Below are 24,568 nucleotides of genomic sequence, written 5' to 3'. Positions count from 1 at the left end.
TAGACACATTTTAAATTTTACTACTTAAGAATATATTTTCATTAATTTTTCACAGAATTTAAATCTTTATTTCGCTTGATCTTCGTCTTCCTCTATTTCATGCTTTAGTTGGGCTTTGTATAGAGTAGAGTAATATCCGTTCTTATTGAGAAGTTCGATGTGTTTACCTTCTTCTACAATTTTTCCGTGCTCCATCACTATAATCTTGTCTGCTTTTTCAATAGTGGAAAGTCTGTGGGCAATAATAATAGAAGTCCTGTTTTTTGTAATTTTTTCGGTAGCTCTTTGTATTAATTTTTCACTTTCGTGGTCGATAGATGAGGTCGCTTCATCCAGAATTAAAATTTTAGGATCAGAAAGGTAGGCTCTCAGAAAGGATAATAACTGTCTTTGCCCCAATGAGATGGATGAACCTCTTTCACTTACAACATAATCGTATCCACCGGGAAGATGCTCTATAAACTGATCCACTTCAATTTCTCTGGCTGCTGCCTTTATTTTGTCTAAAGTAATTTCGTCGTCTCCAAAGGCGAGATTTTCGTAAATACTTCCATGGAAAAGAAAAACATCCTGTAAAACAACACCGATATGGCTTCGGAGATTATACAGTTCGTAATTTTTCAGATTAACATCATCAATGAAAATTTCTCCGGAATTAATGTCGTACAACCTTGTAATTAAACTGATGATAGTAGATTTTCCGGCTCCGGTTGCTCCTACAATAGCAACGGTTTCTCCGGGATTTACTTTAAAATCAATCCCTTTTAAAACTTCCTGTTTTTCATCATAAGAAAAATGAACGTCTTTAAATTCTATCTTTCCTGCAAAATGATCTTTTTGTACGGTTCCTGTATTGGGCATTGCATAGTCTTCATCCATAATTCCTAAAACTCTTTCTGCTCCTACAATACCGCGCTGAATATTATTGAAACGGTCTGCAATCTGTCTCAACGGGCGAATCAGCATCGAAATAAACTGAATGAAAGCAATAACAACACCTGCGCTAATTGTGATATAACCGCCGTAAAAAAGTACAAAACCTATAAACAGTGAAGAAATAAGCTCTACAACTGGAAAGAACAATGAAAAAATAAATACAGTTCTTAAAAGTGCTTCTTTCAGAGTAATGTTTATTTCATCAAACTTTTTAAATTCTGCTGTCTGTCTGTTGAAAACCTGAATAATAGGCATTCCCGCTAAACGTTCCTGTACAAATGAGTTTTGAGTGGCAGTCCAAGATCTTTCGTCTCCAAATGCTTTTTTCAGTCTTTTCTGAAAAAATCTCGTAATAACTACCATTAATGGTAAAATTGCCAGTGAAATGTAACTAAGATGTACATCCACCTGAAACATCATAAATAATACAAATACGATTCTTAAAACATCTCCAAAAACCATTAGAAAACCATCTGTATACACAGTAGCAATGGTTTCTACATCTCCAACTGCTCTTGTAACCAGTTGCCCAATAGGCGTTTTGTCGAAAAATGCAGTTCTAAAATAAATAAGTTTGTGATATAGTCTCTCGCGTATATCTCGGATAACATTCTGAGAAATGTAGTTGGAGAAGTAAACTAAAAAGAAATTCAGAACAGTTTCTGCAAAAACCAATCCTACAAGCATATAAATATGCTTCATCATTAAGGCTTTATCTTTCAGTTTGGTAATATCATTATCTACAATCTGCATTGTAAGATAAGGTCGGTATGTAGATACTATAGAAAGTATTACAGATATTATAAGGGTGACAATAAACCACGACCGGAATTTCATCCCGATGGAAAAAAGTCGTTTTATGATTGCCCAGGTGTCTTGTTTTTTCATTGTACGATACTTCGCAGGTAATTATTTACAAAAAAATCTCTGCAAAAATACAGCTTTATAAATTGAATGGCGGAAGAACTAAATAGAAAATGACAGATGATGATTATTGATTTTCTGAACTTATATCCAAATGAATTATCCAAATTTAAGATTAATTGTTTTTTCCGATATTCTCAATTTCGGATTCTTTACGAATTTCGGCTTCTTTTTTCCACTTCTTTTCCAGGAAAACACGGAGTCGCCAAACGACAATTAAAGAAACAATACAGCTTAAAATACTTACGATAGAAAAAGGCCAGAATTCTATTTCCTGAGAAAAATGATTCAGATCTAGGATTAATCCTGCCAATCCATACATCAACCAAAATAAAAATTGAACAGCAAGACAAACTCCCATTCCCAACAAGCCATATTTCCAATGAATTTTTCCGTATCGAACGGCCAAAGTCTGATAATATCTGAAAACGCCAATGGCAATAATAATTGAAATCACCTGTTGTGCATTTAGGAATTAAAAAAAAAAGATTGTCCATTTGATTAAAAAATCGTATATTTAATTGATTACCAAGTCATTAAATACATGAACAATCTTATTCAAAACTACAAAATTATTTTAAAAGAATTGACAAACACCTGTAAATATATTACTACAAGTAAGCAAATTAGGCTTCCAAAAATGTCTGATTTGGAACTTGTGGCACTCAACCTCACCGCAGAATATATGTCTATTAACTCTGAACTACAGTTATTTAGATGCATTTCAGGGACTGATTTGGAGGGAAGAATTGAAAGGAGTGTCTACAATAAAAGGAAAAGAAAACTTTTTCCCTACATTGAAAAAATCAGAGAAACCTTGAGCAGCAAGTTTTCGGATTTCACCGACGTCTTTATTGTGGATTCCACGCCAATTGAAATCTGTAAAATAAGTCGGGCAAATCGTTCTGCAATCTGTTCCACGGATGAGATCAAACCTGCATATGGATATTGTGCCGCACAAAAATCTAGGTATTTTGGCTATAAACTTCATGCGGTTTGTGACAAAAATGGAATCTTCCACTCGTTTGATTTTTCCCCTGCAAACGTTCACGACGTGAACTATCTGCACGACATTAAGGAGAATTTTGAAAATTGCTTATTAATCGGCGACAGAGGGTACATCAGCAAAGAACTCCAACTGGATTTATTCAACTATTCCAAGATAAATCTTTCGGTTCCAATGCGTAAAAACCAGCATAATTTTGTGGACTTTTGCAAGACAAAATCAAAAATCAGAAAGAGGATTGAACTGCGAAGCAATCGTGAATACCATTGAAAAAAAATTAAATCATGAACAAACCAATATTTCGCAACTGTGCGGACAGTTCTTAATCAATATTAACCTCGCAAAAACCTTTCAAGGTTTGGCAACAAGAATAGTATCAAAAATAACTTCTTTTACCATGATTCAATATCTCAATTTTTTCGTCTTCAAGAGAAGTTTGAATAAGTTAAAAATTAATTTGTGCTAAATGCACAACAGGTATTTTTTTCAATAATTCGCATGAAAATTGATTAAAAAAAATATTCAATTCAAATAAAAAAATATCTATATTTGATAGTCATCGCATAATTTAGGAAGTTTAGATTTTATGCAGAGTGTTAAAAACAATTATGATGAATTTTGTTAAACCTTACACCCTTTTTACGGATCACGATATTTATCTTTTTAAAGAAGGTAAACATTACAAACTTTACGAAAAGTTTGGGGCACATTCTGTAGAGAAAGATGGTGTGAAAGGAGTTTACTTTTCGGTTTGGGCACCCAATGCCAAAAAAGTTTCTGTTATCGGAAATTTTAATAACTGGAATCACAGGGAACATATTTTGTTCCCAAGATGGGATAAATCCGGTATTTGGGAAGGCTTTGTGCCTGGTCTTACCTGGGGAACTCTTTACAAATATGCGATTGAAACTCAAGGTAAAATTTTAGAGAAAAGTGATCCTTATGCATTAAGCTGGGAACAAAATCTTCAGGCAGCATCCTTGGTTTCCACCAATTGGTATGAGTGGAAAGATAAAGGTTGGATGGATAACCGCTGGAAAAAAAACAGCTTGGAAGCACCCATTTCTGTATATGAAATGCATTTGGGTTCGTGGCTCCGAAATGAAAAAGAGCCCGAAAAATTCCTAAATTATAGAGATATTGCAGAAAAACTGGTTCCTTATTTAAAAGAAATGGGATTTACTCATGTAGAGTTTATGCCAGTGATGGAGTATCCTTATGATCCCAGTTGGGGATATCAGATAACAGGTTTTTTTGCGGCAACTTCCCGTTTTGGCTCTCCTCAGGATTTAATGTTTTTAATAGATGAACTTCATCAGAACAATATTGGGGTTATTTTAGATTGGGTTCCTTCCCATTTTCCGGGTGATGCCAATGGTTTACATCTTTTTGATGGTACTTATTTATATGAACATGAAGATCCGCGAAAAGGATTTCATCCAGACTGGAAATCTTACATTTTTAATTACGGAAGAAACGAAGTGAAATCTTTTCTGATATCTAATGCTGTTTTTTGGTTAGATCGCTATCATGCAGACGGACTTCGGGTAGATGCTGTAACTTCTATGCTGCATTTGGATTATTCCAGAAACGAAGGCGAATGGGAACCCAATATATTTGGAGGGAATGTAAATTTGGAAGCGAAAACTTTTCTGCAGGAATTTAATACCGCTGTTTATAAGGAATTTGGTAATAATATTATGACGATAGCGGAGGAAAGTTCAGATTTTCCTATGCTTACAAAGCCTGTGCTTGAAGGAGGTGTGGGTTTTGGAATGAAATGGATGATGGGCTGGATGCACGATACACTTTTTTATTTTAAAAAAGAGGTTTCAGACCGGAAACATTTTCATCACAAGCTTACTTTTTCCTCTATGTACATGTACAATGAAAATTATATGATTCCCCTCTCTCATGATGAGGTTGTACACGGAAAAGCGAGTCTTATTTATAAAATGAAAGGGGACGAATGGCAGAAATTTGCTAATTTAAGAGCTTTATATGTTTATATGTATACTCATCCCGGTGCTAAACTTCTTTTCATGGGTGATGAATTTGGACAGACCGGTGAATGGAATTTTAAACAGAGTTTAGACTGGCATTTACTAAATTATCCCATTCATAAAGGTTTGCAGAATTTAGTAAGAGATATTAACCATTTGTATCGTGATGAAACGGCTTTGTTCGAAAATCAGTTTAAACCTGAAGGTTTTGAATGGCTTGAAGCTGATGATGCGAATCATTCAGTGTATATTTATCTGCGTAAAGGAATAAAAAAATACGATGTTCTGATGATTGTTTTAAATCTTACTCCCAATGTGTTGGATTATAAAATTGGGATTGATTCTGGAGTGAGTTGGGAAGTAATTCTTAATTCTGATGATCATCTGTATGGAGGAAGTGGAGTAGATGCCCATATTTTCAGGAAAACTAATGAACTTTGCATGAATAAAAAACAGTCCATGTACATCAATTTGCCGCCATTAAGCGGAATTGTTCTAAGACAGAAGAAAGACAAGAAAAATAAGTTGCAAAAAACAAAACAACACAAAAAATAAAAATGACAATATTTCATTTGAGTACCGAATGTTATCCGGTAGCAAAAGTAGGCGGACTTGCTGATGTAGTGGGTGCACTTCCAAAATATCAAAATAAAATAAAAGATATTAATGCCAAAGTGGTAATGCCTTGGTACAATAAACAATTTGTGTGCGATTATGACTTTGAAACCGTTTTCGATGGTTTTATTCATCAGGGAAGTAATATGCTTCAGGTACAGATTTTAAAAGAGCGTACAGATGTTTTGGGTTTTGAGCTTTATATGGTGAAAATTCCCGGTTTGCTCGATCGCGAAAATCCTTATGGTTATCAGGATGAAAGTTTTCAGTTTTTAGCATTTCAGCAAGGAATTTTGCATTGGCTTTCTGCGATGAAAATTCGTCCGGATGTTTTGCATTGCCATGATTATCATACCGGTTTGGTTCCTTTTATGATAGAAAACTGTCCGGAATTCGATTTCTTAAAAGGGGTAAAAACCATAGGAACCATACATAATGGAGAATATCAGGGGATGATGAGATGGGATATGGCGAATTATATGCCCGCTTTCGATCAGTATAAATGGGGACTTTTAGACTGGAACGGATTCATTAATCCTTTAGCGAGTATGATTAAATGCTGTCATGCTTTTACAGCAGTTTCCGAAGGTTATCTTGAAGAACTTTTTGTAAGCTTTCATGGTTTGGAAAGTTTGGTGAGAGAAGAATTTTCTAAAGCTTTTGGAATTATAAACGGTATCGATACGGAAGTTTGGAATCCACAGACCGATCCTATGATAGATTTTAATTTCAACAGTAAAAATGTTCTCAAAGTAAAGAACAAAAACAAAGAAAGACTTTGCAAAGAATACGGTCTGAATCCTAATTTGCCTCTTTATGCTTTCATAGGAAGATTTGCTACAGAAAAAGGAGCAGATTTGCTTCCTGATGTAATCTGGAGAAGCATTAAACAAAGCTTTGGAGGTTTAAATATCATTGTTTTAGGCTCGGGTAATGCATATTTGGAGCAGCAATTGAAAGAGCTGGATTCTGTTTATTCTAATTTTGCTTCAGATTTGGGGTATAAAGAACATCTTTCCCATAAAATATATGCTTCGGCAGATTTTTTGTTGATGCCTTCCAGAGTAGAACCTTGCGGTCTTAACCAGATGTATGCAATGAGATATGGTACTATTCCTGTGGTAACATATACAGGAGGATTAAAGGATACGGTAAAAGATATTTCAACTGGAGGTTCAGGTCTTAATTTTACTTATCCTGGTGTTGATGATATCGTTCATGCTATGAGCAGAGGTCTTCAAATTTATAAAGATCGTTCTAAAATGGAAGAATTAATTCTTTCTAACATGAAATTTGATTTTTCTTGGGAGAAATCTGCAGAAAAATATATAGCTTTATATAAAAACTAAAATTCAGTTGATGAATAACGGATAGCGAATCCGAATCAGTAAAAAACTCTGAAAGAAAAATAAAAAATTAATCATAAACCATTCGATAGATTCTAAATCTACAAATAAACCACAAATAACTTATGAACCGAAATGTTATTTCAATTGTTTTAGGAGGAGGCAGAGGCACAAGACTTTTTCCTTTAACCTATTCCAGATCTAAACCTGCAGTACCTATTGCCGGAAAATACAGATTAGTAGATATTCCTATTTCCAACTGTTTAAATTCAGGGTTAAATAAAATTCTTGTTCTTACGCAGTTCAATTCAGCATCTTTAAATTCTCATATCAAAAACTCTTATCATTTTGATATTTTCAGTAAGGGTTTTGTAGATATTTTGGCTGCTGAACAAAATGTAGACAGCGACAGCTGGTTTCAGGGAACAGCAGATGCAGTTCGACAGTCGATGAAGCATTTGGAAAAATACGATTACGAATATATCTTAATTCTTTCGGGAGATCAGCTTTATCAGATGGATTTCAGAGAAATGTTAGATTTTCATATCGAAAAAGGTGGCGATGTTACCATTGCTACAATTCCTGTAAATGCTAAAGATGCAACAGGTTTTGGTATTTTAAAGTCTGATGATGAGGGTAATATAACTTCTTTTATCGAAAAACCTGGTTTTGATGAATTGAATGGTCTTCAATCTGAAGTTTCAGAAAAAAATAAAATGAAAGGCAAAGAATACCTTGCTTCTATGGGTATTTATATTTTTACAAAATCTATTCTTAAAAAAATGTTCGAAGAGGGTGCAGGAGACGATTTTGGAAAAGATATTATCCCCAATTCTATAGGGAAATATACAACTTTAAGTTATCAATACGAAGGGTATTGGACGGATATTGGAACTATTGAATCCTTTTATGAAGCCAATTTAGATCTTTGTCAGGATTTTCCTCAGTTCAATTTATTTTCTTCATCACCGATATTTACCCGTGCAAGAATGCTTCCGCCATCTAAAGTTAATGGTTCGTATGTGAGTAAAGCGGTTTTTGGAGACGGATCTATCATTATGGCAGATAAAATTGAAAATTCTGTGATAGGAAACCGTACAAGAATAGATAAGGGAAGTACAATTGTTAATTCTTACATTATGGGTGCCGATTTTTATCAGAATACGACCGAAATTGTAGAAAATGACAGAAAAGGTTTGCCAAACATGGGTGTTGGTAAATATTGCTATATCGAAAAAGCCATTTTAGATAAAAACTGTTCTATTGGAGATAATGTTAGAATTATCGGTGGAAAACATCTTAAAGATGGCGATTACGGAACCCATTCTGTACAAGACGGTATTGTTGTTGTGAAGAAAGGTGCTGTTATTTCACCGGGAACTCACATTGGATAAGAGTTTAGAAGTTTGATGCTGGAAGCGGGATGTTTTTAGAAGTGAAAATTTTAAAGTTTTGTTTTTAATTCAAAATTTTTTACCGTCGAATATCAAACATCAAAATTTCATCATCCATTAAAAATAAAAACAAGAGTGATCATAATATTGGTCACTTTTTTTATTTGTATTACTTTTGTGCAATGCGTTTTATTAAAATTATAACGGTTATTATTGCTTTGCTCGTAGGGATTTATGCAGCATCTATGTATTTTTTTGTGGATGACAGTAAAAAGTTCACGATAGAAAAAGAAGTAGATTTTCCTTTGGAAAAAGTGTTTGCCCAATTCAATAATCTGCAGAACTTTACCCGATGGAATAATTTTTTTACCAGTTCGAAATCTATAGCCATAGATTATTACATTCCTTACGAAGGTCAGGGAAGTGCCATCAGTTATAGTGATCCTAAAAGTGATGACGGTGGAGAAATGTTCATCAGATATTCTAATCCTAATAAAACTTTAAGATACCAGCTTTTTGAGGATGAAGATGAAAATCCGACTCTTATCGATGTTAAATTTTCTCCTGTTTCTGCCGAAAAAACAAAGATAACCTGGTTTGTTCATACACCAAAATTATCTTTACTGTCCAGAGCTCAAAATTTCTGGACGGAGGATAAATTTGCAGACAATATAGATAAAAGCATGCTTAATCTAAAAAATGTTCTCAGCAATAAAGTTGAAAAAGATAACATGCTCGCCACTATAAAATATGATAGTGTAATGGTGGAAAAGGAGGAAGAAAAGATGATTTTAGGCGTTAATGTAAGTGCTTCCAACAAAAAAGATGCTTTATTTAAAAACATCGTGATGAATTTTAATAAAGTGAACAATTTTGTAACGATGGATTTGGGCAAAAAAAACGATGAAATTGGTTATCCGGTTTTAATAACAGATGCAGATAATTATAAAGATAAAGAAGTTTCTTATTTTTTAGGAATTCCTTTGTCGAAAAAAATAGGAGTTACAGATAATAATTTCAGTTTCAGATCGGTAAACCCTACCGAAAACTATGTAATTTATTATAAAGGCAGCTACGAAGGAAGAATAAGAGCAATTCAGCAGCTCATTCAGAAAGCCAAAAAAGATGAAATGAGGTTTGGTGATGTATATCAGACTTTTATAGAATCTCCTTCGGAAGGAAGTGACGTAAATATGAAGCTGTCTTTATCTGTTTATAAATAATTTTGAAACAAAAAAATTCAATGTAATTTTTGTCGTTCCCAAGTCGGTTTTTTTTATTAAATTTGAAGATTAATACGTTAAACAAAAATTTAATAATAGATAAACTGTAATAATGGACAGATTTTCATTCCTAAACGCAGCTCATTCTCAGTTAATTGAGGACTTATACCAACAATATTTAAAATTTCCTGACTCTTTAGAACCATCATGGAAAGCCTTTTTTCAAGGCTTCGATTTTGCTTTGGAAAACTACAGCGATGAGGAAAGCGTTCAGTATATACAAAATTCGGTAAATTCTACACCGGTTGTACAACAGGTTTCTCAGGCGGCTTCCAATGGCGAAATCCCTGAACATATTAAGAAAGAATTTAAGGTAGTAAACCTTATTGAAGCGTACAGAACGAGAGGTCATCTTTTTACAAAAACAAACCCTGTTCGCGAAAGAAGACATTATACACCTACTTTAGATATTGAAAACTTTGGTTTGAGCAGTGCAGATTTGAATACAAAATTCAACTGTGCTACCGAAACCGGGATGAAAGAGCCTTCAACTTTGCAGGATATCATCACTCATCTTCAGCATATTTACTGCGATTCTATCGGTGTGGAATATATGCACATCAATAACGTTCAGGAGAGAGATTTTATCAAACAGTGGCTTCAGGTAAACGAAAATCATCCAATCCTTAATGCCAACGAAAAAACTGAAATTTTATTAAAATTAAATCAGGCAGTTGCTTTCGAAAATTATCTTCATACAAAATTTGTAGGACAGAAGAGATTTTCTTTAGAAGGTGGTGAAACACTAATTCCTGCCTTGGATCAGCTAATTTCGAGATCTTCTCAACTTGGCGTTGATGAGGTTGTTTTAGGGATGGCTCACAGAGGAAGATTAAATGTTTTAACCAATATTTTCGGGAAATCTTACAAACAGATTTTCTCAGAATTTGAAGGAAAAGAATTCGAAGAAGATGTATTTTCAGGGGACGTAAAATATCACTTAGGTTCATCTAAAAAAATTAAAACAGCTTCAGGAGAAGAGGTTTCTATTAATTTAACACCAAACCCATCTCACTTAGAAACCGTTGCCGCATTGGTAGAAGGTATTTGCCGTGCAAAGGTTGATGATAAGTATAAAGATTTTTCTAAAGTTTTACCAATTATTATTCATGGAGACGGAGCGATCGCTGGACAGGGGATTGCTTATGAAGTCGCTCAAATGATGACTTTGGAAGGCTATAAAACTGGAGGAACTGTTCATATTGTTGTAAACAACCAGGTTTCGTTTACGACCAATTATATGGATGCAAGATCTTCAACCTACTGTACAGACGTTGCAAAAGTTACAGAATCTCCTGTAATGCATGTTAACGCAGACGATGCGGAGGCAGTAGTTCATGCAATTCATTTTGCTGCAGATTTCAGAGCGAAGTTTGGTAAAGATGTGTATATCGATTTGTTAGGATATAGAAAATATGGACATAACGAAGGGGATGAGCCAAGATTTACGCAGCCAAATTTATATAAAACAATTTCTAAACATCCGAATCCGAGAGAGATTTATAAAGATTTACTATTGAAAGAAAACGTAGTATCTAATGAACTCATCGGTAAAATGGAAGCAGAATTTAAAGCGCTTTTAGATAAAGATTTTGATGCTTCTAAAGAAATTGAGAAAAATGTAATGGATCGTTTTATGGCAGATGACTGGACGAATTTTCCACTCGGAAAAAGAGGTGCAGTTCAGGAGCCTGTAGATACAAAATACAATCTGGAAAAGCTGAAAGAGTTGGCAGTTAAGATGTCTACACTTCCGGCAGATAAAAAGTTCATCAATAAAATTACCCGACTTTTCGAAAACAGATTAAAAGCTATTGAAGCTGATAATTTAGATTGGGCACTTGGAGAATGGCTTGCGTATGCAACACTTTTATCGGAAGGGCATAATGTTAGAATTTCCGGGGAAGATGTGGAAAGAGGAACTTTCTCTCACAGACATGCTGTGGTAAAAACTGAAGATACAGAAGAAGAATATATTCCTTTAAGACATGTTTCTGAGAGCAGATTCGATATCTATAATTCTCACCTTTCAGAATATGGAGTTCTTGGGTTCGATTACGGGTATGCAATGGCTTCTCCAAACACATTAACAATTTGGGAAGCTCAGTTTGGTGATTTTGTGAATGGTGCGCAAATTATTGTAGATCAATATATAGCGGCTGCAGAAGAAAAATGGAAAATCCAAAACGGATTGGTAATGCTTCTTCCTCATGGTTTCGAAGGACAAGGTGCAGAACACTCTTACGCAAGACTCGGAAGATTCTTAGAGCTTTGCGCTAATGAAAATATGACAGTAGCCAATGCGACTACTCCTGCGAACTTTTTCCATCTTCTGAGAAGACAAATGAAATGGAATTTCAGAAAACCTCTTATTGTAATGGCTCCAAAATCATTGCTAAGACATCCAAAAGTGGTTTCTCCTTTGGAAGATTTTGCCAATGGAAGTTTCCAGCCTATATTAGATGATCCAAATGCAGAAGCTGGTAAAATAGAAAAATTAGTTCTTTGCTCTGGTAAACTTTACTTTGAACTTTTAGCTAAGCAGGAAGAATTAAACTGTGATACAGTTGCTTTGGTAAGATTCGAACAGCTTTATCCTTTACAGAATGATGCTATCGAGAAGATTTTTGCAAAATATAGCAATGCAAAATCTATTATTTGGGCACAGGAAGAGCCAGAAAATATGGGAGCTTGGTCTTATATTTTAAGAAATTTCAGAGATACAGGAATTCAGGTAATTGCTCCGGTTCCGAGTGGTACTCCAGCTCCTGGAAGTCATAAAATGTTTGAAAAAAATCAGAACGCGGTTATCAACAGAGTATTCGATAGAGATGATGCTCCTGCCAAAAGACCTGTAACTGCTTAATAAAAATAGCAAGAAAATAGATTTTTGAAGTTAGATTTTAAAAAATGCTTTTTTCTTTTATCTGTTTTTAAAGTCAAAATAAAGAATAATAATAAATAAATAAAAAAATAAAATACGATATGTCAGTTTTAGAAATGAAAGTTCCTTCACCGGGCGAATCAATAACCGAAGTTGAAATTGCAACTTGGCTTGTAAAAGATGGTGATTATGTTGAAAAAGACCAGCCAATTGCTGAAGTAGATTCAGATAAAGCTACTCTTGAGCTTCCTGCTGAAGAAAGTGGTGTTATCACTTTAAAAGCTGAAGAAGGTGATGTTGTTCAGGTAGGACAGGTAGTTTGTCTAATCGACAGAGATGCTGCAAAACCTTCCGGAAGTTCTGCTCCTGCTGAAGCTCCTAAAAAAGAAGAGGAAGCTCCAAAAGCTGCTGAGCCAGCAAAAACTGAAGCTCCTAAACCGGTAGCTGCGGCAGCCACTCAAACATACGCAACAGGAACTCCTTCTCCGGCTGCTAAAAAAATTCTTGATGAAAAAGGAATTGATGCTTCCCAAGTTTCAGGTTCTGGAAGAGACGGAAGAATCTCTAAATCTGATGCAGAATTAGCGGCTGTTCCTGCTTTTGGAGGAAACCCTATGACTGCAACTGGATCTAGATCTACAACGACAACTAAACTTTCAGTTCTTAGAAGAAAAATCGCTCAGAGATTGGTTTCTGTAAAGAATGAAACAGCGATGTTAACTACTTTCAATGAAGTAGACATGTCTGAAATCTTCAGACTGAGAAAACAATATAAAGAAGAATTCGCTCAAAAACATGGAGTAGGACTTGGTTTCATGTCTTTCTTTACAAAAGCGGTTACAAGAGCTTTACAGATGTATCCTGATGTAAATGCTTCTATTGATGGAGATTATAAAGTAAACTATGATTTTTGCGATATTTCGATTGCAGTTTCCGGACCTAAAGGGTTAATGGTTCCTGTATTGAGAAATGCTGAAAATATGTCTTTTGCAAGTGTTGAAGCTAACATAAAAGACTTGGCAATTAAAGTAAGAGACGGAAAAATCACTGTTGATGAAATGACTGGTGGTACTTTTACAATTACCAACGGTGGTACTTTTGGTTCAATGATGTCTACGCCAATTATCAATCCGCCGCAATCTGCAATTTTAGGAATGCATAACATCATCCAGAGACCGGTTGCTGTAGACGGACAAGTTGTAATTCGTCCTATGATGTACCTTGCGATGTCTTATGACCACAGAATTATTGATGGTAAAGAATCTGTAGGATTTCTTGTGGCAGTAAAAGAAGCAATAGATAATCCTGTTGAAATTTTAATGAATGGCGATGAGAAAAAAGGTTTAGGTTTATAAAAAATCTTTTTATCATTATTTAATATAATCTCGCCTTTCAAAAAGGCGAGATTTTTGTATCTTTTACTTTAAATTGAATGAGATGTTTTCTAAAATTACTTCCAATATAAAGGTTTCGGTAGTTCCGGAGTACGATATCAAGAACAGTTATCCCTCAGAAAACCGTTTTGTTTTTAAATACAATATCGTAATCGAAAATAAGGGAGAAGCTACCATCAAAATCCTCAAAAGAAAATGGCTCATCTTCGATTTGGGATTTGGCTTTACAGAAGTTGTTGGCGATGGCATTATCGGTTTAACACCTGATATTGAGCCTGATGAAAAATTTGCCTATTTTTCTAATGTAATGTTGCGTTCAGGAGTCGGGAATATGTCTGGAAAATATTTAGTTCAGAATTTAGAAACTAATGAAAATTTTGAAATAGATATCCCTAAATTTGAATTGCTTTCTGAAGTTTTAAGCAATTGATTTTAAGCTATAAACATTTAATTTTCGTTTTCATATAGTCAGAAATTTCTTCGTTGGTGGTTAATAAAAGTTTTTCAAAGGCTAGAAGTGAGATTTTAGCACAAGCTTCAGCATCATCTCCAGCTCTATGATGTTTAAACTCAATATTATGATATTCAGCTAAATGTTTTAAACCATAACGGGGAAGATAATCCCAAGATTTCTTTGCAAGCTGAATACTGCACAGATAATGCATTGTTGGAGCAAAAATTCCATAATGATTAAAACAACCTCTTAAAACTCCCGCATCAAAACTTGCATTGTGAGCAATCATTAGAGTTCCGTACATCATTTCTTCAACTTCATACCAAATATCTTCAAATGTAGGAGCATCTTTTACATCTTCAGGATAAATTCCGTGTACATCTATATTTCTCGGATGGAAGTAAGGATAACTTGGCGGTTTAATAAGCCAGGTTTTAGTTTCTACAATTTTGGAGTTCTGTACGATGCAAATTCCCAACTCACAAGCAGAATTTTTCTCGTGAGTAGCAGTTTCGAAATCTAAAGCACAAAAATCCATCGATTGTAATATATTAAGTTAGGTATTTTTCTGTCCAAGAAAGTGTTTGAAAATAAGCCACTTGCTTTGATAATAGTCTTTTTTTTGATGCTTTTGCCTGCGTCTTATTGTTTCAGGCAATTGAGCGTAAAATCCAAAATGACCTCTTGCTACAGCCCAAAGATGGGCAAAACCATTCTTATAGGCAAAGTAAAGTGATGCAACTCCGTCTAAGCATAACCGGAAAAAAATCAAAGGAATTAATTTTGGGAAAGGTAAGTTTTTTGCCATCATTGATAGATTATTCCGGATATTCAGGAAAGTCTTTTGAGGACTTTGTTTGTTTAAAGTACCGCCTCCTACGTGGTAAATTTTAGATTTTCCGGTATAATAAATTTTCCTTCCGGAATTAATTAATCTCCAGCAAAGATCTATTTCTTCCTGATGGGCAAAAAATCTTTCATCAAAACCATTTTGTTCCCAAAAATCTTTGGATCGAATAAAAAGACAACATCCGGAAGCCCAAAAAATTTCTTTTTCGTCGTCATATTGTCCTAAATCTTCTTCAACCTCATCAAAAACTCTTCCTCGGCAATAAGGATAACCTAAATTATCAATTAATCCGCCACCTGCACCCGCAAATTCAAACTTTGTCTTGTTTTCATAAGATAAAATTTTAGGCTGAATTGCTGCAATTTCGCTATTGTTTTCAAAAAGGTGTATTACAGGTTCAATCCAATTTGGAGTGACTTCAACATCCGAATTCAGAAGGCAATAATATTCTTCATCAATGTTCTTTAAACCTGCATTGTAACCACCTGCAAAACCAAGATTTTCGGTATTAATTACAATTTTTATTTCTGGATATTCTCTTTTTAAAAAATCTAAAGAATCATCTGTTGATAAATTGTCGATTACATATATCTCTGCTTCTTCAGAATTTTCAGTGACACTCGGAAGAAATTTTTCAAGCCAAATCTTGCCATTCCAATTAAGTATAACAACGGCAATCTTTTCATTTTTTACATTCATCTATTCTCCGTCGTAAGTTTTAATTGCGTCCTGATACTTCCATTTTCTGTGAGACCACAAATAGTTATCAGGATTTTTTCTGATTGTATTTTCAAGCAATTGATGAAATTTTTTAACCACTTCGTTTTTCACAAATTTCTCATCATCGGGATAAATTCTATGGTAATTGACTTGGTAAAATCCTCTTTTTACCTTCTTCATTTCACAGTAAATAAAAATGAGATCCATTCTTGTAGCCAGTTTATCGTAACCAATAAAAGCGGGAGTGCGCTGGTTAAGAAATTTTAAACCATAATTTACATGAGCAATATGAGGAGTCTGGTCTGCCACAAACATATAAATAGATTCTCCATCGTTGGGATTTCGGAAAATATTTAAGATAACTTCATTAGCTTCCAAAGCTTCGTTTCCGAACCTGTTGCGGACTTTTTTCATCTGGTCTTCCCAAAAACTACTGTTCACTTTTCTGTAAACAGGATGAGAATTTTTTTGCGGAGTAAGAGTTGCTAATGCATTGATCCATTCCCAGTTAAAAACATGACCTGCCAAAAGAATAATGTTTTTTCCTTCTGCTTTGGCTTCGTGGAATAATTCTTGATTAATATGCTGCATTCTTACCCGGGATTCTACTTCGGAAATACTGAAAGATTTAACGGTTTCTGCCAAATAATCTGAAAAATTGCGATAGAATTTTTTACGAATTTCGGTAATTTCTTCTTCAGATTTGTCTGGAAAAGAATGTTGAAGATTTTGGGTAATTACTTTTTTCCTGTATCCAATTAAATAATAATTGAGGAAGAAAATAATATCCGAGAAAATATAAAGTATTTTCAGCGGAAGTTTAGATATTAAGTAGAGTATTTTTATTAAAAAATTCATAAAACAGACAAATTTACTAATAAAATTTTTACGGTTTTAAATTTCAGCTCAATTACCGTTATTTTTTTAATTTTAACTGCTGAAATTAATGAGCAAAAGCTTTTACGGAGTTGAAGCAGTTGGTTATAATATTTTAATAAATTCATTATGAAAAAATTGTTGATAACAGGGCTTTTAAGCTTTGGAATCCTTACTTTCTCTCAGGAATTGAAAGAAAAAACGAATGAAAGAGAAACCAATAAAGCGCTGTTGATAAAAACAGATCATGCAGAATTACAAGCTCAAAAAAAAGCAGCAGAAGAGAAATCTACATTACCAAAACCTTACAATCCGAAGGCTAATGCAGAACAGGATATTAAAAAACTAGTTGCAAAAGCTAAAAAAGAGAATAAAAATATTATGATTCAGGCGGGTGGAAACTGGTGTATTTGGTGTTTAAGATTCAACCAGTTTGTTCAGACTAATGACGAGCTTAAAAAAATTGTAGATAAAAACTTTCTGTATTATCATCTTAATTATTCGCCAGATAATAAGAATGAAAAAATTTTTGCTAAATACGGTAAACCGGGAGACAAATTCGGATATCCAGTCTTTATAGTTCTCGATAAGACCGGAAAGCTCATTCACATTCAAAGAAGTGATGTTTTAGAAGAAGGTAAAGGATACAGCTTGGAGAAAGTAAAAGATTTTTTTCTACAATGGGTTCCTAAAAAGTAATAAAATAAATTTTATAAAACTTAAATCGGTTTGCAGGTAATGCAGCCGATTTTTTGTTTTAATTTAGATTTCTGTAAATTTTCCATTCTTCAAAACGATGCTGTATCATTTGTTTCATAAGATTGTAATTTTCGAAACTGTCTTCAATATGGTAAAAAGTTTCGTATTCAAAACCCATTTGCTCAGCTTTTAAGTCGAAAAGATGAATATAATCATTTGCGAAAGAACTGTATTCTTCTCCAAAATCTGTATCATCAACATAATAATCTTTTGCAAAACTATTTCCCATTTCAGTAAGATGTAACTCAGAAAAAACTCCTTTCAGTTCATCAAAAATAAATTCTGCACCGGTTATTTGTTTTTGTTTGAGTTTTTCAAGACTAGTTGAAGCATTTTTCTTTAAATCCGAAGAAATCATATTATTTTCAACACACCAAAAGAAAAACATACCTGTATGAGAAGCACTGTTTTGTTGAGGAAGATTCTTCGGGAAATCACTTCCGAAATGCCAGGAAGCATCGTCATATATAACCATAAATAGAGAGCTGATAATATTTTTCTGTTCGTTTCAAAGATATAAAAAATCATTTTTTCTTTGTTGGCTCCCGATAATTTTACTTCATTTGTATCATGAAAAATGCAGTTCTTATTACCATTGGTGATGAAATTCTTTCGGGCAATACGTTAGACAGCAATTCTAATTATATTGCAGCACAGCTTAAAGATATCGGGATTACTGTTAAACAGATTTTTACAATATCTGATGAGATCGAAACCATTAAAAATACCCTTACATCTGCTTTCGAGATAGGCGATTTGGTGATAACAACCGGTGGTCTAGGTCCTACAAGAGACGATAAAACAAAAAAAGCGCTTGCAGAATTTTTTAATGATGAAATCGCTTTAGATGAAGCGACTTTTGCACATCTTAAAGCTTATATGGAAAAACGCGGAAGGATAGAAATTCTGGAAAGAAACCGAGAACAGGCATTTGTTCCTACAAAATCAACTGTTTTTCAGAATCATTATGGTACTGCACCTTGTATGATGATGAAATATGAAAACAAACTTTCTTTCAGTCTTCCGGGAGTTCCTTATGAAGTAAAACCGCTCATAAAAGACCAAATTATTCCTTATTTGCAGGAGCAATTTAAGCTGGAATTCATCCAAAGCAGAATAGTTTCTGTAGTAGGAATTCCGGAAAGTATTTTGGCGGATAAAATTGAAAACTGGGAATTATCACTTCCAGAAAATATGCAATTGTCTTACCTTCCTATTGGAAACCGAGTGAAATTAAGAATTACAGCCAACGGGATAAATGAACAAGTTTTAAATATTCAGCTAGAAGATGAGATTCAAAAATTGTTTCCCATTATCGGAGAAAATATAATTGCAACGTACCAAGACAAAATAGAAGTAATTCTAGGGGAAATATTAAGTGAAAAGAAACTGACAATTTCTACCGCAGAAAGTTGTACAGGAGGAGAACTGGCAAAAATGCTTACCTCGAATCCCGGAAGTTCACAGTATTTTTACGGAGGAATTGTAGCGTATGCAACCGAAAAGAAAACCAAAATTCTGAACGTTTCTGAAGGAACCATAGAACGATTTACCGTTGTAAGCGAAGAAGTAGCAAGAGAAATGGCAGAAGGCTGTCAAAATCTTTTCAGCACAGATATTTCTATTTCTTCAACAGGAGTTGCAGGTCCCGGAAAAGGAGAAGACGGAAAAGATGTAGGAACTGTGTATTATACTATTAGAGTAAATAATCATTCTCAAACTTTCAAACTTTTTCTTCCGCATCTCGAAAGACAGGATTTCATTTACTTTGTTTCGCAGAAAATTCTTCAGGATCTGGTAGGAATTTTAATTGAAAAATAATTGGAAGTTTTTTAAGAAACAAAAATTTAAAAAGAGATACTTATTATTATGTAATTCAAAATCGTTAAGATTGTTTTGAAGAATCTTATTTTAAACCATTTCAATTAAACGATTATCTGGAATATAGCCAATGAAATGAAATAATTTCATAATTTTAACAAAAAATAAAAGACTTATTTAAATATGAAAAGACTCACATTTTCCTTGTTTTTATTAGCAGGAGTTTGTTCACAGAATACACTTACAGCCCAAACAAAATCTACTCAGGCTACAGCGCAAAAAGATAATGGGTTAGATATTAGTTTAATGGATCAGTCTGTGCGTCCACAAGATGATTTTTACAATTACGTAAGCGGTAGTTGGATGAAAACAGCAAAAATCCCTGCGGATAAACCCACTTGGGGAAGCTTCAATAAGCTTGCTGATGATACCGATAATAATTCGATGACGATTCTTAACTCTCTTTTGAAGGATAAATTTGCAGACGGAAGTGAAGGAAAGAAAATTCAGGATCTCTATGCTACATATATGGACATGAAGAAGAGAAATGCAGACGGAATAAAACCAATTGGGGAAAACATCAAGAAAATTGATGCGATAAAAAATCTTACAGATTTACAGAATTATCTTGCATCGGTTACCAAAGAGGGAGATAATAATTTCTACGGATGGGGTGTTTATGCCGATCTGAAAAATTCTAATATGAATGCGGTTTATTTAGGAGACGCTTCATTGGGTTTAGGAAGAGATTATTATCAGAAAGTTGATACCAAGAATACAGAAGCACTTGCTGAGTACGAAAAATATGTTGCATCTATGCTTTCTGAACTTGGATATAAAAATTCTGCAGCTTCGGCAAAAGCAATTGTAAATTACGAAAAAAGCATTGCTAAACATTTGCTTACCAACGAGCAAAGCAGAGACAATACTTTACAGTATAATCCTAAAACGATGGCAGAACTTTCTGCTCTTGTGAAGAATGTAGATTTACCTTCTTACCTTAAAAAAGTGGGTGTGAAAACAGACCGAATCATTATTGGAGAATTAGATTATTACAAGAATTTTGATAATCTTGTAAATGCAAAAAATCTTTCGGTTATTAAGGATTATCTTAAATTTCACTTAATTAATGGCAGTGCTAATTATCTTAGTGAGAAATTAGGAAATATGAAATTTGCATTCTATGGTAAATATCTTAGAGGGCAACAGGAGCAAAGAGCTTTAAACAAAAGAGGTTACGAATTAATCAATAGTTCTTTAGGCGAAGCTTTCGGTAAGCTGTATGTAGAAAAATATTTTCCTGCTGAAGCAAAAGCACAGATGGTTGAGCTAATTGATTATTTAAAGAAAAGCTTTGCAGTTCACATCAATAATTTAGAATGGATGTCTGCGGTTACCAAAGAAAAAGCAATGGCTAAATTGAATAAATTTACCGTAAAAGTTGCTTATCCTGATAAATGGAAAGATTATTCTAAACTGAACATTGTTCCGGAATCTAAAGGTGGAAATCTTTATGCCAATCTACAGAATATTTCTGAGTGGCAATATAACAGAGAATTGGAAAAAGTAGGGAAACCTGTTGATAAAACAGAGTGGGGAATGACTCCGCAAACGGTAAATGCTTACTACAATCCGGTATTTAACGAAATCGTTTTCCCTGCGGCTATTCTTCAGCCACCATTTTTTAATCCTAAAGCAGATGCAGCGGTGAATTTTGGAGCCATTGGAGCTGTAATTGGACACGAAATGAGCCACGGATTTGATGATTCTGGAGCACAGTTTGATGCGGACGGAAATTTAGTCGATTGGTGGACACCAGAAGATAAAGCTAATTTTGAAAAAGCAACAAAAGCTTTAGCTTCTCAATACGACAAATACGAACCTGTGAAAGGAACTTTCGTTAACGGAACTTTCACCAATGGTGAAAATATTGCCGATTTGGGAGGAGTAAGTATTGCTTATGATGCATTGCAAATGTATCTTAAAGATAAAGGAAACCCTGGTAAAATAAGTGGTTTTACTCAAGATCAGAGATTTTTCCTAAGTTGGGCTACAGTTTGGAGAACATTATCCAGCGAAAAATATATGGTGAATCAGGTAAAAACAGATCCGCATTCGCCTGGTTATTTCAGAAGTTTTGGACCTCTTACTAACGTAGATGCTTTTTACAAAGCTTTCGATGTAGAACCTGGGGATAAACTGTATAAAAAACCGGAAGAAAGAATTAAAATCTGGTAATTATTATAATTTATAACAAAACAAGGGCTGTCAAGAAAAAGATTTGACAGCCCTTGTTGTTTTTGTACTGAATCAATCATTTTTCTCAATCACGATTATTAAATCTTAGTTTACGCTTTCTATTCCCTAAATTTGTAGTCTTTAAGAATAATAAGAATTTTAATGATAATGATTGATAAGATATATATTGAACGTAATAGGACAGATAAAAATAATCGCGAATATATTACGGTAGATAACGACAAAAATAATGTTAGAATTTATACTCTTAAAAATGGGCTTCAGATTTTTCTCTCTCAAAATTACGATGCTCCAAGAATACAGACTTTTATTCCCGTAAAAACAGGGAGTAATAATGATCCTTCAGACAATACAGGATTGGCTCATTATCTCGAACATATGATGTTTAAAGGAACTTCCAGACTCGGAACTCAAAACTGGGAGCAGGAAAAAGTGTTGCTTAATGAAATTTCAGAATTGTATGAAAAGCATAAAGCAGAGCAAAATTCAGATAAAAAGAAAGAAATTTATCAGGAAATAGACCGCCTTTCGCAGGAAGCAAGTAAATATGCTATTGCGAACGAATATGATAAAGCAATTTCGTCTTTGGGAGCTACAGGAACCAATGCTCATACTTGGTTTGATGAAACGGTGTACAAAAATAATATTCCTAAAAATGAACTCGAAAAATGGCTGAAAATTGAAAAAGAAAGATTTTCTGAAATGGTTTTAAGGCTTTTTCATACCGAACTAGAATCGGTATATGAAGAATTTAACCGAGCTCAGGATAATGATTCTCGATTGGTAAATTATGAGCTGATGGATGCTCTTTTTCCAACTCATCCTAACGGACAGCAGACTACTTTGGGAAATCCTGAACATCTGAAAAACCCTTCAATGAAGGCTATTCATAAGTATTTTGACGAGTTTTATGTTCCCAACAATTTTGCATTGGTACTAGTTGGAGATTTAGATTTTGAAGAAACTGTAGAACTCATTGAAAAGTATTTTGGAACTATTCCTTACCGAGAATTACCTCAAAAAAATAAAATCACAGAAAAGCCGATTACAGAAGTGGTTGTTAGAACTGTAAAAAGTCCTACGACACCAAGAGTTCAGCTTGCTTGGAGAACCGATAATTATGGCACTAAAGAAGCTATGCTTGCCGATATTACCGCTAATATTTTAAGCAATAGAGGAGAAGCGGGATTGTTGGATCTCAATATCAATCAGACCCAAAAAATGCTTTGGGCACAGGCATATTCTTTAGGATTAAAAGAATATGGTTATTTCTCTGTTGTTGCCGTTCCAAAAGAGAATCAGACTTTAGATGAAGCTCGAGAAATGATTTTGGATCAGATTGATTTGGTGAAAAAGGGCGATTTTCCAGATTGGATGCTTCCTGCCATTATCAACGATTTCAAAATTCAGCGTCAGAAAGCCCTAGAAACGGCAGAAGGTTTGGCGACTAATCTTTATGATACTTATATAAAAGGAAGAACTTGGGCAGAAGAACTTAGTGAAATGGATGTATATGCTTCGTTTACCAAAGATGATATTGTTGAATTTGCCAATAGTTTTTTTAAAGAAAATTATGTGGTTATTAATAAAGAAAAAGGGATTAATGATAAGCTTTTAAGGGTAGAAAATCCGGGAATTACTCCTATACAGATTAACCGTGAAGCTCAATCTGATTTTTTAACGGATATTCTGAACGAAAAAACGGAGGACATTCAGCCTGAATTCGTCGATTATCAAAAAGAAATAAGCACAGATGTCATCAAAAATAAAAAGCTAAGCTATGTGAAAAATAAATACAATGATATTGCACAGGTACATTTTATTTTTCCGATGGGGAGCGACAACGACCGGGAATTGGGGATATCTACTCAGATAATTCAGTATTTGGGAACAGAAAAATTTTCGCCTGAAGATCTCAAAAAAGAATTTTTTAAAATTGGAATTACCAACGATTTCAAAACTGCTTCTGACCAGCTTACCATTTCGCTTAGCGGTTTGGAATCTAATATTGAAAAAGGAATTGAGCTTTTGCTTCATTGGCTGTCGGATGTAAAACCCGAGCAGGAAATCTACAATCAGTTTGTAGAAACACTTTTAGAAAATCGTGAAGCGGTTAAAAAAGATAAAAACCGTATCATGACTGCACTTACCACTTATACAAAATTGGGTAAAACATCTAGATTTTTGGATATTATCTCAGAAAATGAGCTTAAAAATGCTCAAATTGAAGATTTTACCAATCGTATGAAGCAGCTTTTTAGATTTCCATATCAAGTTTTTTACTACGGAAAAGATTGGGAAAATTTTAAAAATTATATTTCCCGCTATATTCAGCCTGAAACCTGCAAAGTTGCGGAAGCAAAGATTTATCCGGAGCCGGAAACTTCCGGGAATGTATATTTTACAGATTATGATATGGTACAGATGGAAATGAGTAAAGTGGGAAGAGGAAAACTGGTGAATCCTGAAAATTTCGGTAAAATAAACGTTTTTAATGAATATTTTGGTCGTGGTTTGTCATCTATAGTGTTTCAGGAAATTCGTGAAAGTAAAAGTTTAGCGTATTCTGCGTATGTTTCCTATGCTCCAAATTCCGAACTTCACCATCACGATTATATTTCTACCTATATAGGAACTCAACCCGATAAACTGCAAATTGCGGTCGATACCATGTCAGATTTGATGAACGAACTTCCTGAAGTACACGTTCAGTTTGAAAATGCTAAAAAATCTGCTCTAAAACAGATTGCATCAACAAGAATTACCAGAACGAATCTATTTTTCAATACTTTAAGACTTAAAAAACTTGGGATAACCCATGATTTCAGAAAAGATATATTTCGACAGATTTCAGATCTTACGTTTGATGATTTAAGAGATTTTTACAATCAGGAAATTAAGTCTATACAATACAATACTGCAATAATCGGCAAAAAGGAAAATCTGGATGCTGAAGCAGCCCATCAAATGGGAACATTCTCGGAACTTAATTTGGAAGAAATTTTCGGGTATTAAATTTAAAAAACTGAAATAAAAAGACCGTT

The 24,568-nt window shown here is 34.1% G+C and carries 17 protein-coding genes and 1 pseudogene; 12 read left to right on the top strand and 6 right to left on the bottom strand.

What is annotated here, in order from left to right:
- Nucleotides 1-66 precede the first annotated feature (66 nt).
- Together IV513_RS00235 and IV513_RS00230 are read right to left on the bottom strand one after the other, a co-directional pair.
- Nucleotides 67-1,824, bottom strand: coding sequence for an ABC transporter ATP-binding protein (locus tag IV513_RS00235; RefSeq protein WP_209388503.1), 1,758 nt, complete (start codon nt 1,822-1,824; stop codon nt 67-69).
- 151 nt (nt 1,825-1,975) lie between these two features.
- The gene (locus IV513_RS00230; protein ID WP_209388502.1) at nt 1,976-2,317 is read right to left on the bottom strand and encodes a hypothetical protein; all 342 of its coding nucleotides are present in this window, start codon (nt 2,315-2,317) and stop codon (nt 1,976-1,978) included.
- An 87-nt stretch (nt 2,318-2,404) separates the two neighbouring features.
- On the opposite strand from IV513_RS00230, the pseudogene IV513_RS00225 reads away from it, so the two are divergent.
- The 8 genes and pseudogenes from IV513_RS00225 to apaG all read left to right on the top strand — a co-directional run bounded on the left by IV513_RS00225 (nt 2,405) and on the right by apaG (nt 14,215).
- A pseudogene (locus tag IV513_RS00225) lies at nt 2,405-3,332 on the top strand (IS982 family transposase).
- 145 nt (nt 3,333-3,477) lie between these two features.
- Entirely contained in the window at nt 3,478-5,424 is a 1,947-nt protein-coding gene (gene glgB / locus IV513_RS00220; RefSeq protein ID WP_209388575.1) for a 1,4-alpha-glucan branching protein GlgB, read from the top strand.
- Nucleotides 5,425-5,426: 2 nt separating this feature from the next.
- Nucleotides 5,427-6,833, top strand: coding sequence for a glycogen synthase (locus tag IV513_RS00215; protein ID WP_209388501.1), 1,407 nt, complete (start codon nt 5,427-5,429; stop codon nt 6,831-6,833).
- Between the two features lie 122 nt (nt 6,834-6,955).
- A complete protein-coding gene (locus IV513_RS00210; RefSeq protein ID WP_209388500.1) occupies nt 6,956-8,224 on the top strand; it encodes a glucose-1-phosphate adenylyltransferase in 1,269 nt (422 codons plus the stop codon).
- Nucleotides 8,225-8,406: 182 nt separating this feature from the next.
- Nucleotides 8,407-9,447, top strand: coding sequence for a polyketide cyclase (locus IV513_RS00205; RefSeq protein WP_209388499.1), 1,041 nt, complete (start codon nt 8,407-8,409; stop codon nt 9,445-9,447).
- A gap of 112 nt (nt 9,448-9,559) precedes the next feature.
- Nucleotides 9,560-12,373 (top strand): 2-oxoglutarate dehydrogenase E1 component, encoded by a 2,814-nt coding sequence (locus tag IV513_RS00200; RefSeq protein ID WP_209388498.1) that lies wholly within the window; start codon nt 9,560-9,562, stop codon nt 12,371-12,373.
- A gap of 119 nt (nt 12,374-12,492) precedes the next feature.
- Nucleotides 12,493-13,746 carry a 2-oxoglutarate dehydrogenase complex dihydrolipoyllysine-residue succinyltransferase gene (gene odhB, locus IV513_RS00195; RefSeq protein ID WP_209388497.1) on the top strand — a complete coding sequence of 418 codons (1,254 nt, stop codon included), beginning with the start codon at nt 12,493-12,495 and terminating at the stop codon, nt 13,744-13,746.
- Between the two features lie 82 nt (nt 13,747-13,828).
- Complete coding sequence (gene apaG, locus IV513_RS00190) at nt 13,829-14,215, top strand: Co2+/Mg2+ efflux protein ApaG (protein WP_209388496.1); 387 nt, start codon at nt 13,829-13,831, stop codon at nt 14,213-14,215.
- A gap of 7 nt (nt 14,216-14,222) precedes the next feature.
- On the opposite strand, the gene IV513_RS00185 is transcribed toward apaG, so the two are convergent.
- The 3 genes from IV513_RS00185 to IV513_RS00175 are packed head-to-tail and all read right to left on the bottom strand — an operon-like array spanning nt 14,223 to nt 16,667.
- Entirely contained in the window at nt 14,223-14,777 is a 555-nt protein-coding gene (locus IV513_RS00185) for a 3'-5' exonuclease (protein ID WP_209388495.1), read from the bottom strand.
- An 18-nt stretch (nt 14,778-14,795) separates the two neighbouring features.
- Nucleotides 14,796-15,788, bottom strand: a complete 993-nt coding sequence (locus IV513_RS00180; RefSeq protein ID WP_209388494.1) for a glycosyltransferase family 2 protein — start codon at nt 15,786-15,788, stop codon at nt 14,796-14,798.
- A complete protein-coding gene (locus IV513_RS00175; protein WP_209388493.1) occupies nt 15,789-16,667 on the bottom strand; it encodes a lysophospholipid acyltransferase family protein in 879 nt (292 codons plus the stop codon). It lies immediately after the preceding gene.
- A 147-nt stretch (nt 16,668-16,814) separates the two neighbouring features.
- Here IV513_RS00175 and IV513_RS00170 point away from each other — a divergent pair, with 147 nt between their 5' ends.
- Nucleotides 16,815-17,384: a thioredoxin family protein gene (locus IV513_RS00170; RefSeq protein WP_209388492.1), complete on the top strand. Its 570-nt coding sequence runs from the start codon at nt 16,815-16,817 to the stop codon at nt 17,382-17,384.
- A gap of 58 nt (nt 17,385-17,442) precedes the next feature.
- On the opposite strand, the gene IV513_RS00165 is transcribed toward IV513_RS00170, so the two are convergent.
- A complete protein-coding gene (locus IV513_RS00165) occupies nt 17,443-17,919 on the bottom strand; it encodes a hypothetical protein (protein WP_209388491.1) in 477 nt (158 codons plus the stop codon).
- A gap of 95 nt (nt 17,920-18,014) precedes the next feature.
- Between IV513_RS00165 and IV513_RS00160 the strand changes: the two genes are divergently transcribed.
- The 3 genes from IV513_RS00160 (at nt 18,015) to IV513_RS00150 (ending at nt 24,539) form a co-directional block, all read left to right on the top strand.
- The gene (locus IV513_RS00160; protein WP_209388490.1) at nt 18,015-19,265 is read left to right on the top strand and encodes a CinA family nicotinamide mononucleotide deamidase-related protein; all 1,251 of its coding nucleotides are present in this window, start codon (nt 18,015-18,017) and stop codon (nt 19,263-19,265) included.
- Between the two features lie 183 nt (nt 19,266-19,448).
- Nucleotides 19,449-21,503, top strand: coding sequence for a M13 family metallopeptidase (locus IV513_RS00155; protein ID WP_209388489.1), 2,055 nt, complete (start codon nt 19,449-19,451; stop codon nt 21,501-21,503).
- Between the two features lie 168 nt (nt 21,504-21,671).
- Nucleotides 21,672-24,539, top strand: coding sequence for a pitrilysin family protein (locus IV513_RS00150; protein ID WP_209388488.1), 2,868 nt, complete (start codon nt 21,672-21,674; stop codon nt 24,537-24,539).
- Nucleotides 24,540-24,568: the final 29 nt, after the last annotated feature.

It is taken from the genome of Chryseobacterium sp. RR2-3-20, assembly GCF_017808115.1.
Lineage (GTDB): Bacteria > Bacteroidota > Bacteroidia > Flavobacteriales > Weeksellaceae > Chryseobacterium > Chryseobacterium oryzae.
This window is presented reverse-complemented; position numbering and strand designations above follow the sequence as displayed.

What these genes read in the sequence shown, in the direction of transcription:
- IV513_RS00210 (WP_209388500.1), top strand. Translation starts at nt 6,956, where the DNA reads ATGAACCGAAATGTTATTTCAATTGTTTTAGGAGGAGGCAGAGGCACA.
- IV513_RS00165 (WP_209388491.1), bottom strand. Translation starts at nt 17,919, where the DNA reads ATGGTTATATATGACGATGCTTCCTGGCATTTCGGAAGTGATTTCCCG.
- IV513_RS00235 (WP_209388503.1), bottom strand. Translation starts at nt 1,824, where the DNA reads ATGAAAAAACAAGACACCTGGGCAATCATAAAACGACTTTTTTCCATC.
- IV513_RS00200 (WP_209388498.1), top strand. Translation starts at nt 9,560, where the DNA reads ATGGACAGATTTTCATTCCTAAACGCAGCTCATTCTCAGTTAATTGAG.
- IV513_RS00180 (WP_209388494.1), bottom strand. Translation starts at nt 15,788, where the DNA reads ATGAATGTAAAAAATGAAAAGATTGCCGTTGTTATACTTAATTGGAAT.
- IV513_RS00185 (WP_209388495.1), bottom strand. Translation starts at nt 14,777, where the DNA reads ATGGATTTTTGTGCTTTAGATTTCGAAACTGCTACTCACGAGAAAAAT.
- odhB (WP_209388497.1), top strand. Translation starts at nt 12,493, where the DNA reads ATGTCAGTTTTAGAAATGAAAGTTCCTTCACCGGGCGAATCAATAACC.
- IV513_RS00215 (WP_209388501.1), top strand. Translation starts at nt 5,427, where the DNA reads ATGACAATATTTCATTTGAGTACCGAATGTTATCCGGTAGCAAAAGTA.
- glgB (WP_209388575.1), top strand. Translation starts at nt 3,478, where the DNA reads ATGAATTTTGTTAAACCTTACACCCTTTTTACGGATCACGATATTTAT.
- IV513_RS00150 (WP_209388488.1), top strand. Translation starts at nt 21,672, where the DNA reads ATGATTGATAAGATATATATTGAACGTAATAGGACAGATAAAAATAAT.
- IV513_RS00170 (WP_209388492.1), top strand. Translation starts at nt 16,815, where the DNA reads ATGAAAAAATTGTTGATAACAGGGCTTTTAAGCTTTGGAATCCTTACT.
- apaG (WP_209388496.1), top strand. Translation starts at nt 13,829, where the DNA reads ATGTTTTCTAAAATTACTTCCAATATAAAGGTTTCGGTAGTTCCGGAG.
- IV513_RS00160 (WP_209388490.1), top strand. Translation starts at nt 18,015, where the DNA reads ATGAAAAATGCAGTTCTTATTACCATTGGTGATGAAATTCTTTCGGGC.
- IV513_RS00205 (WP_209388499.1), top strand. Translation starts at nt 8,407, where the DNA reads ATGCGTTTTATTAAAATTATAACGGTTATTATTGCTTTGCTCGTAGGG.
- IV513_RS00175 (WP_209388493.1), bottom strand. Translation starts at nt 16,667, where the DNA reads ATGAATTTTTTAATAAAAATACTCTACTTAATATCTAAACTTCCGCTG.
- IV513_RS00155 (WP_209388489.1), top strand. Translation starts at nt 19,449, where the DNA reads ATGAAAAGACTCACATTTTCCTTGTTTTTATTAGCAGGAGTTTGTTCA.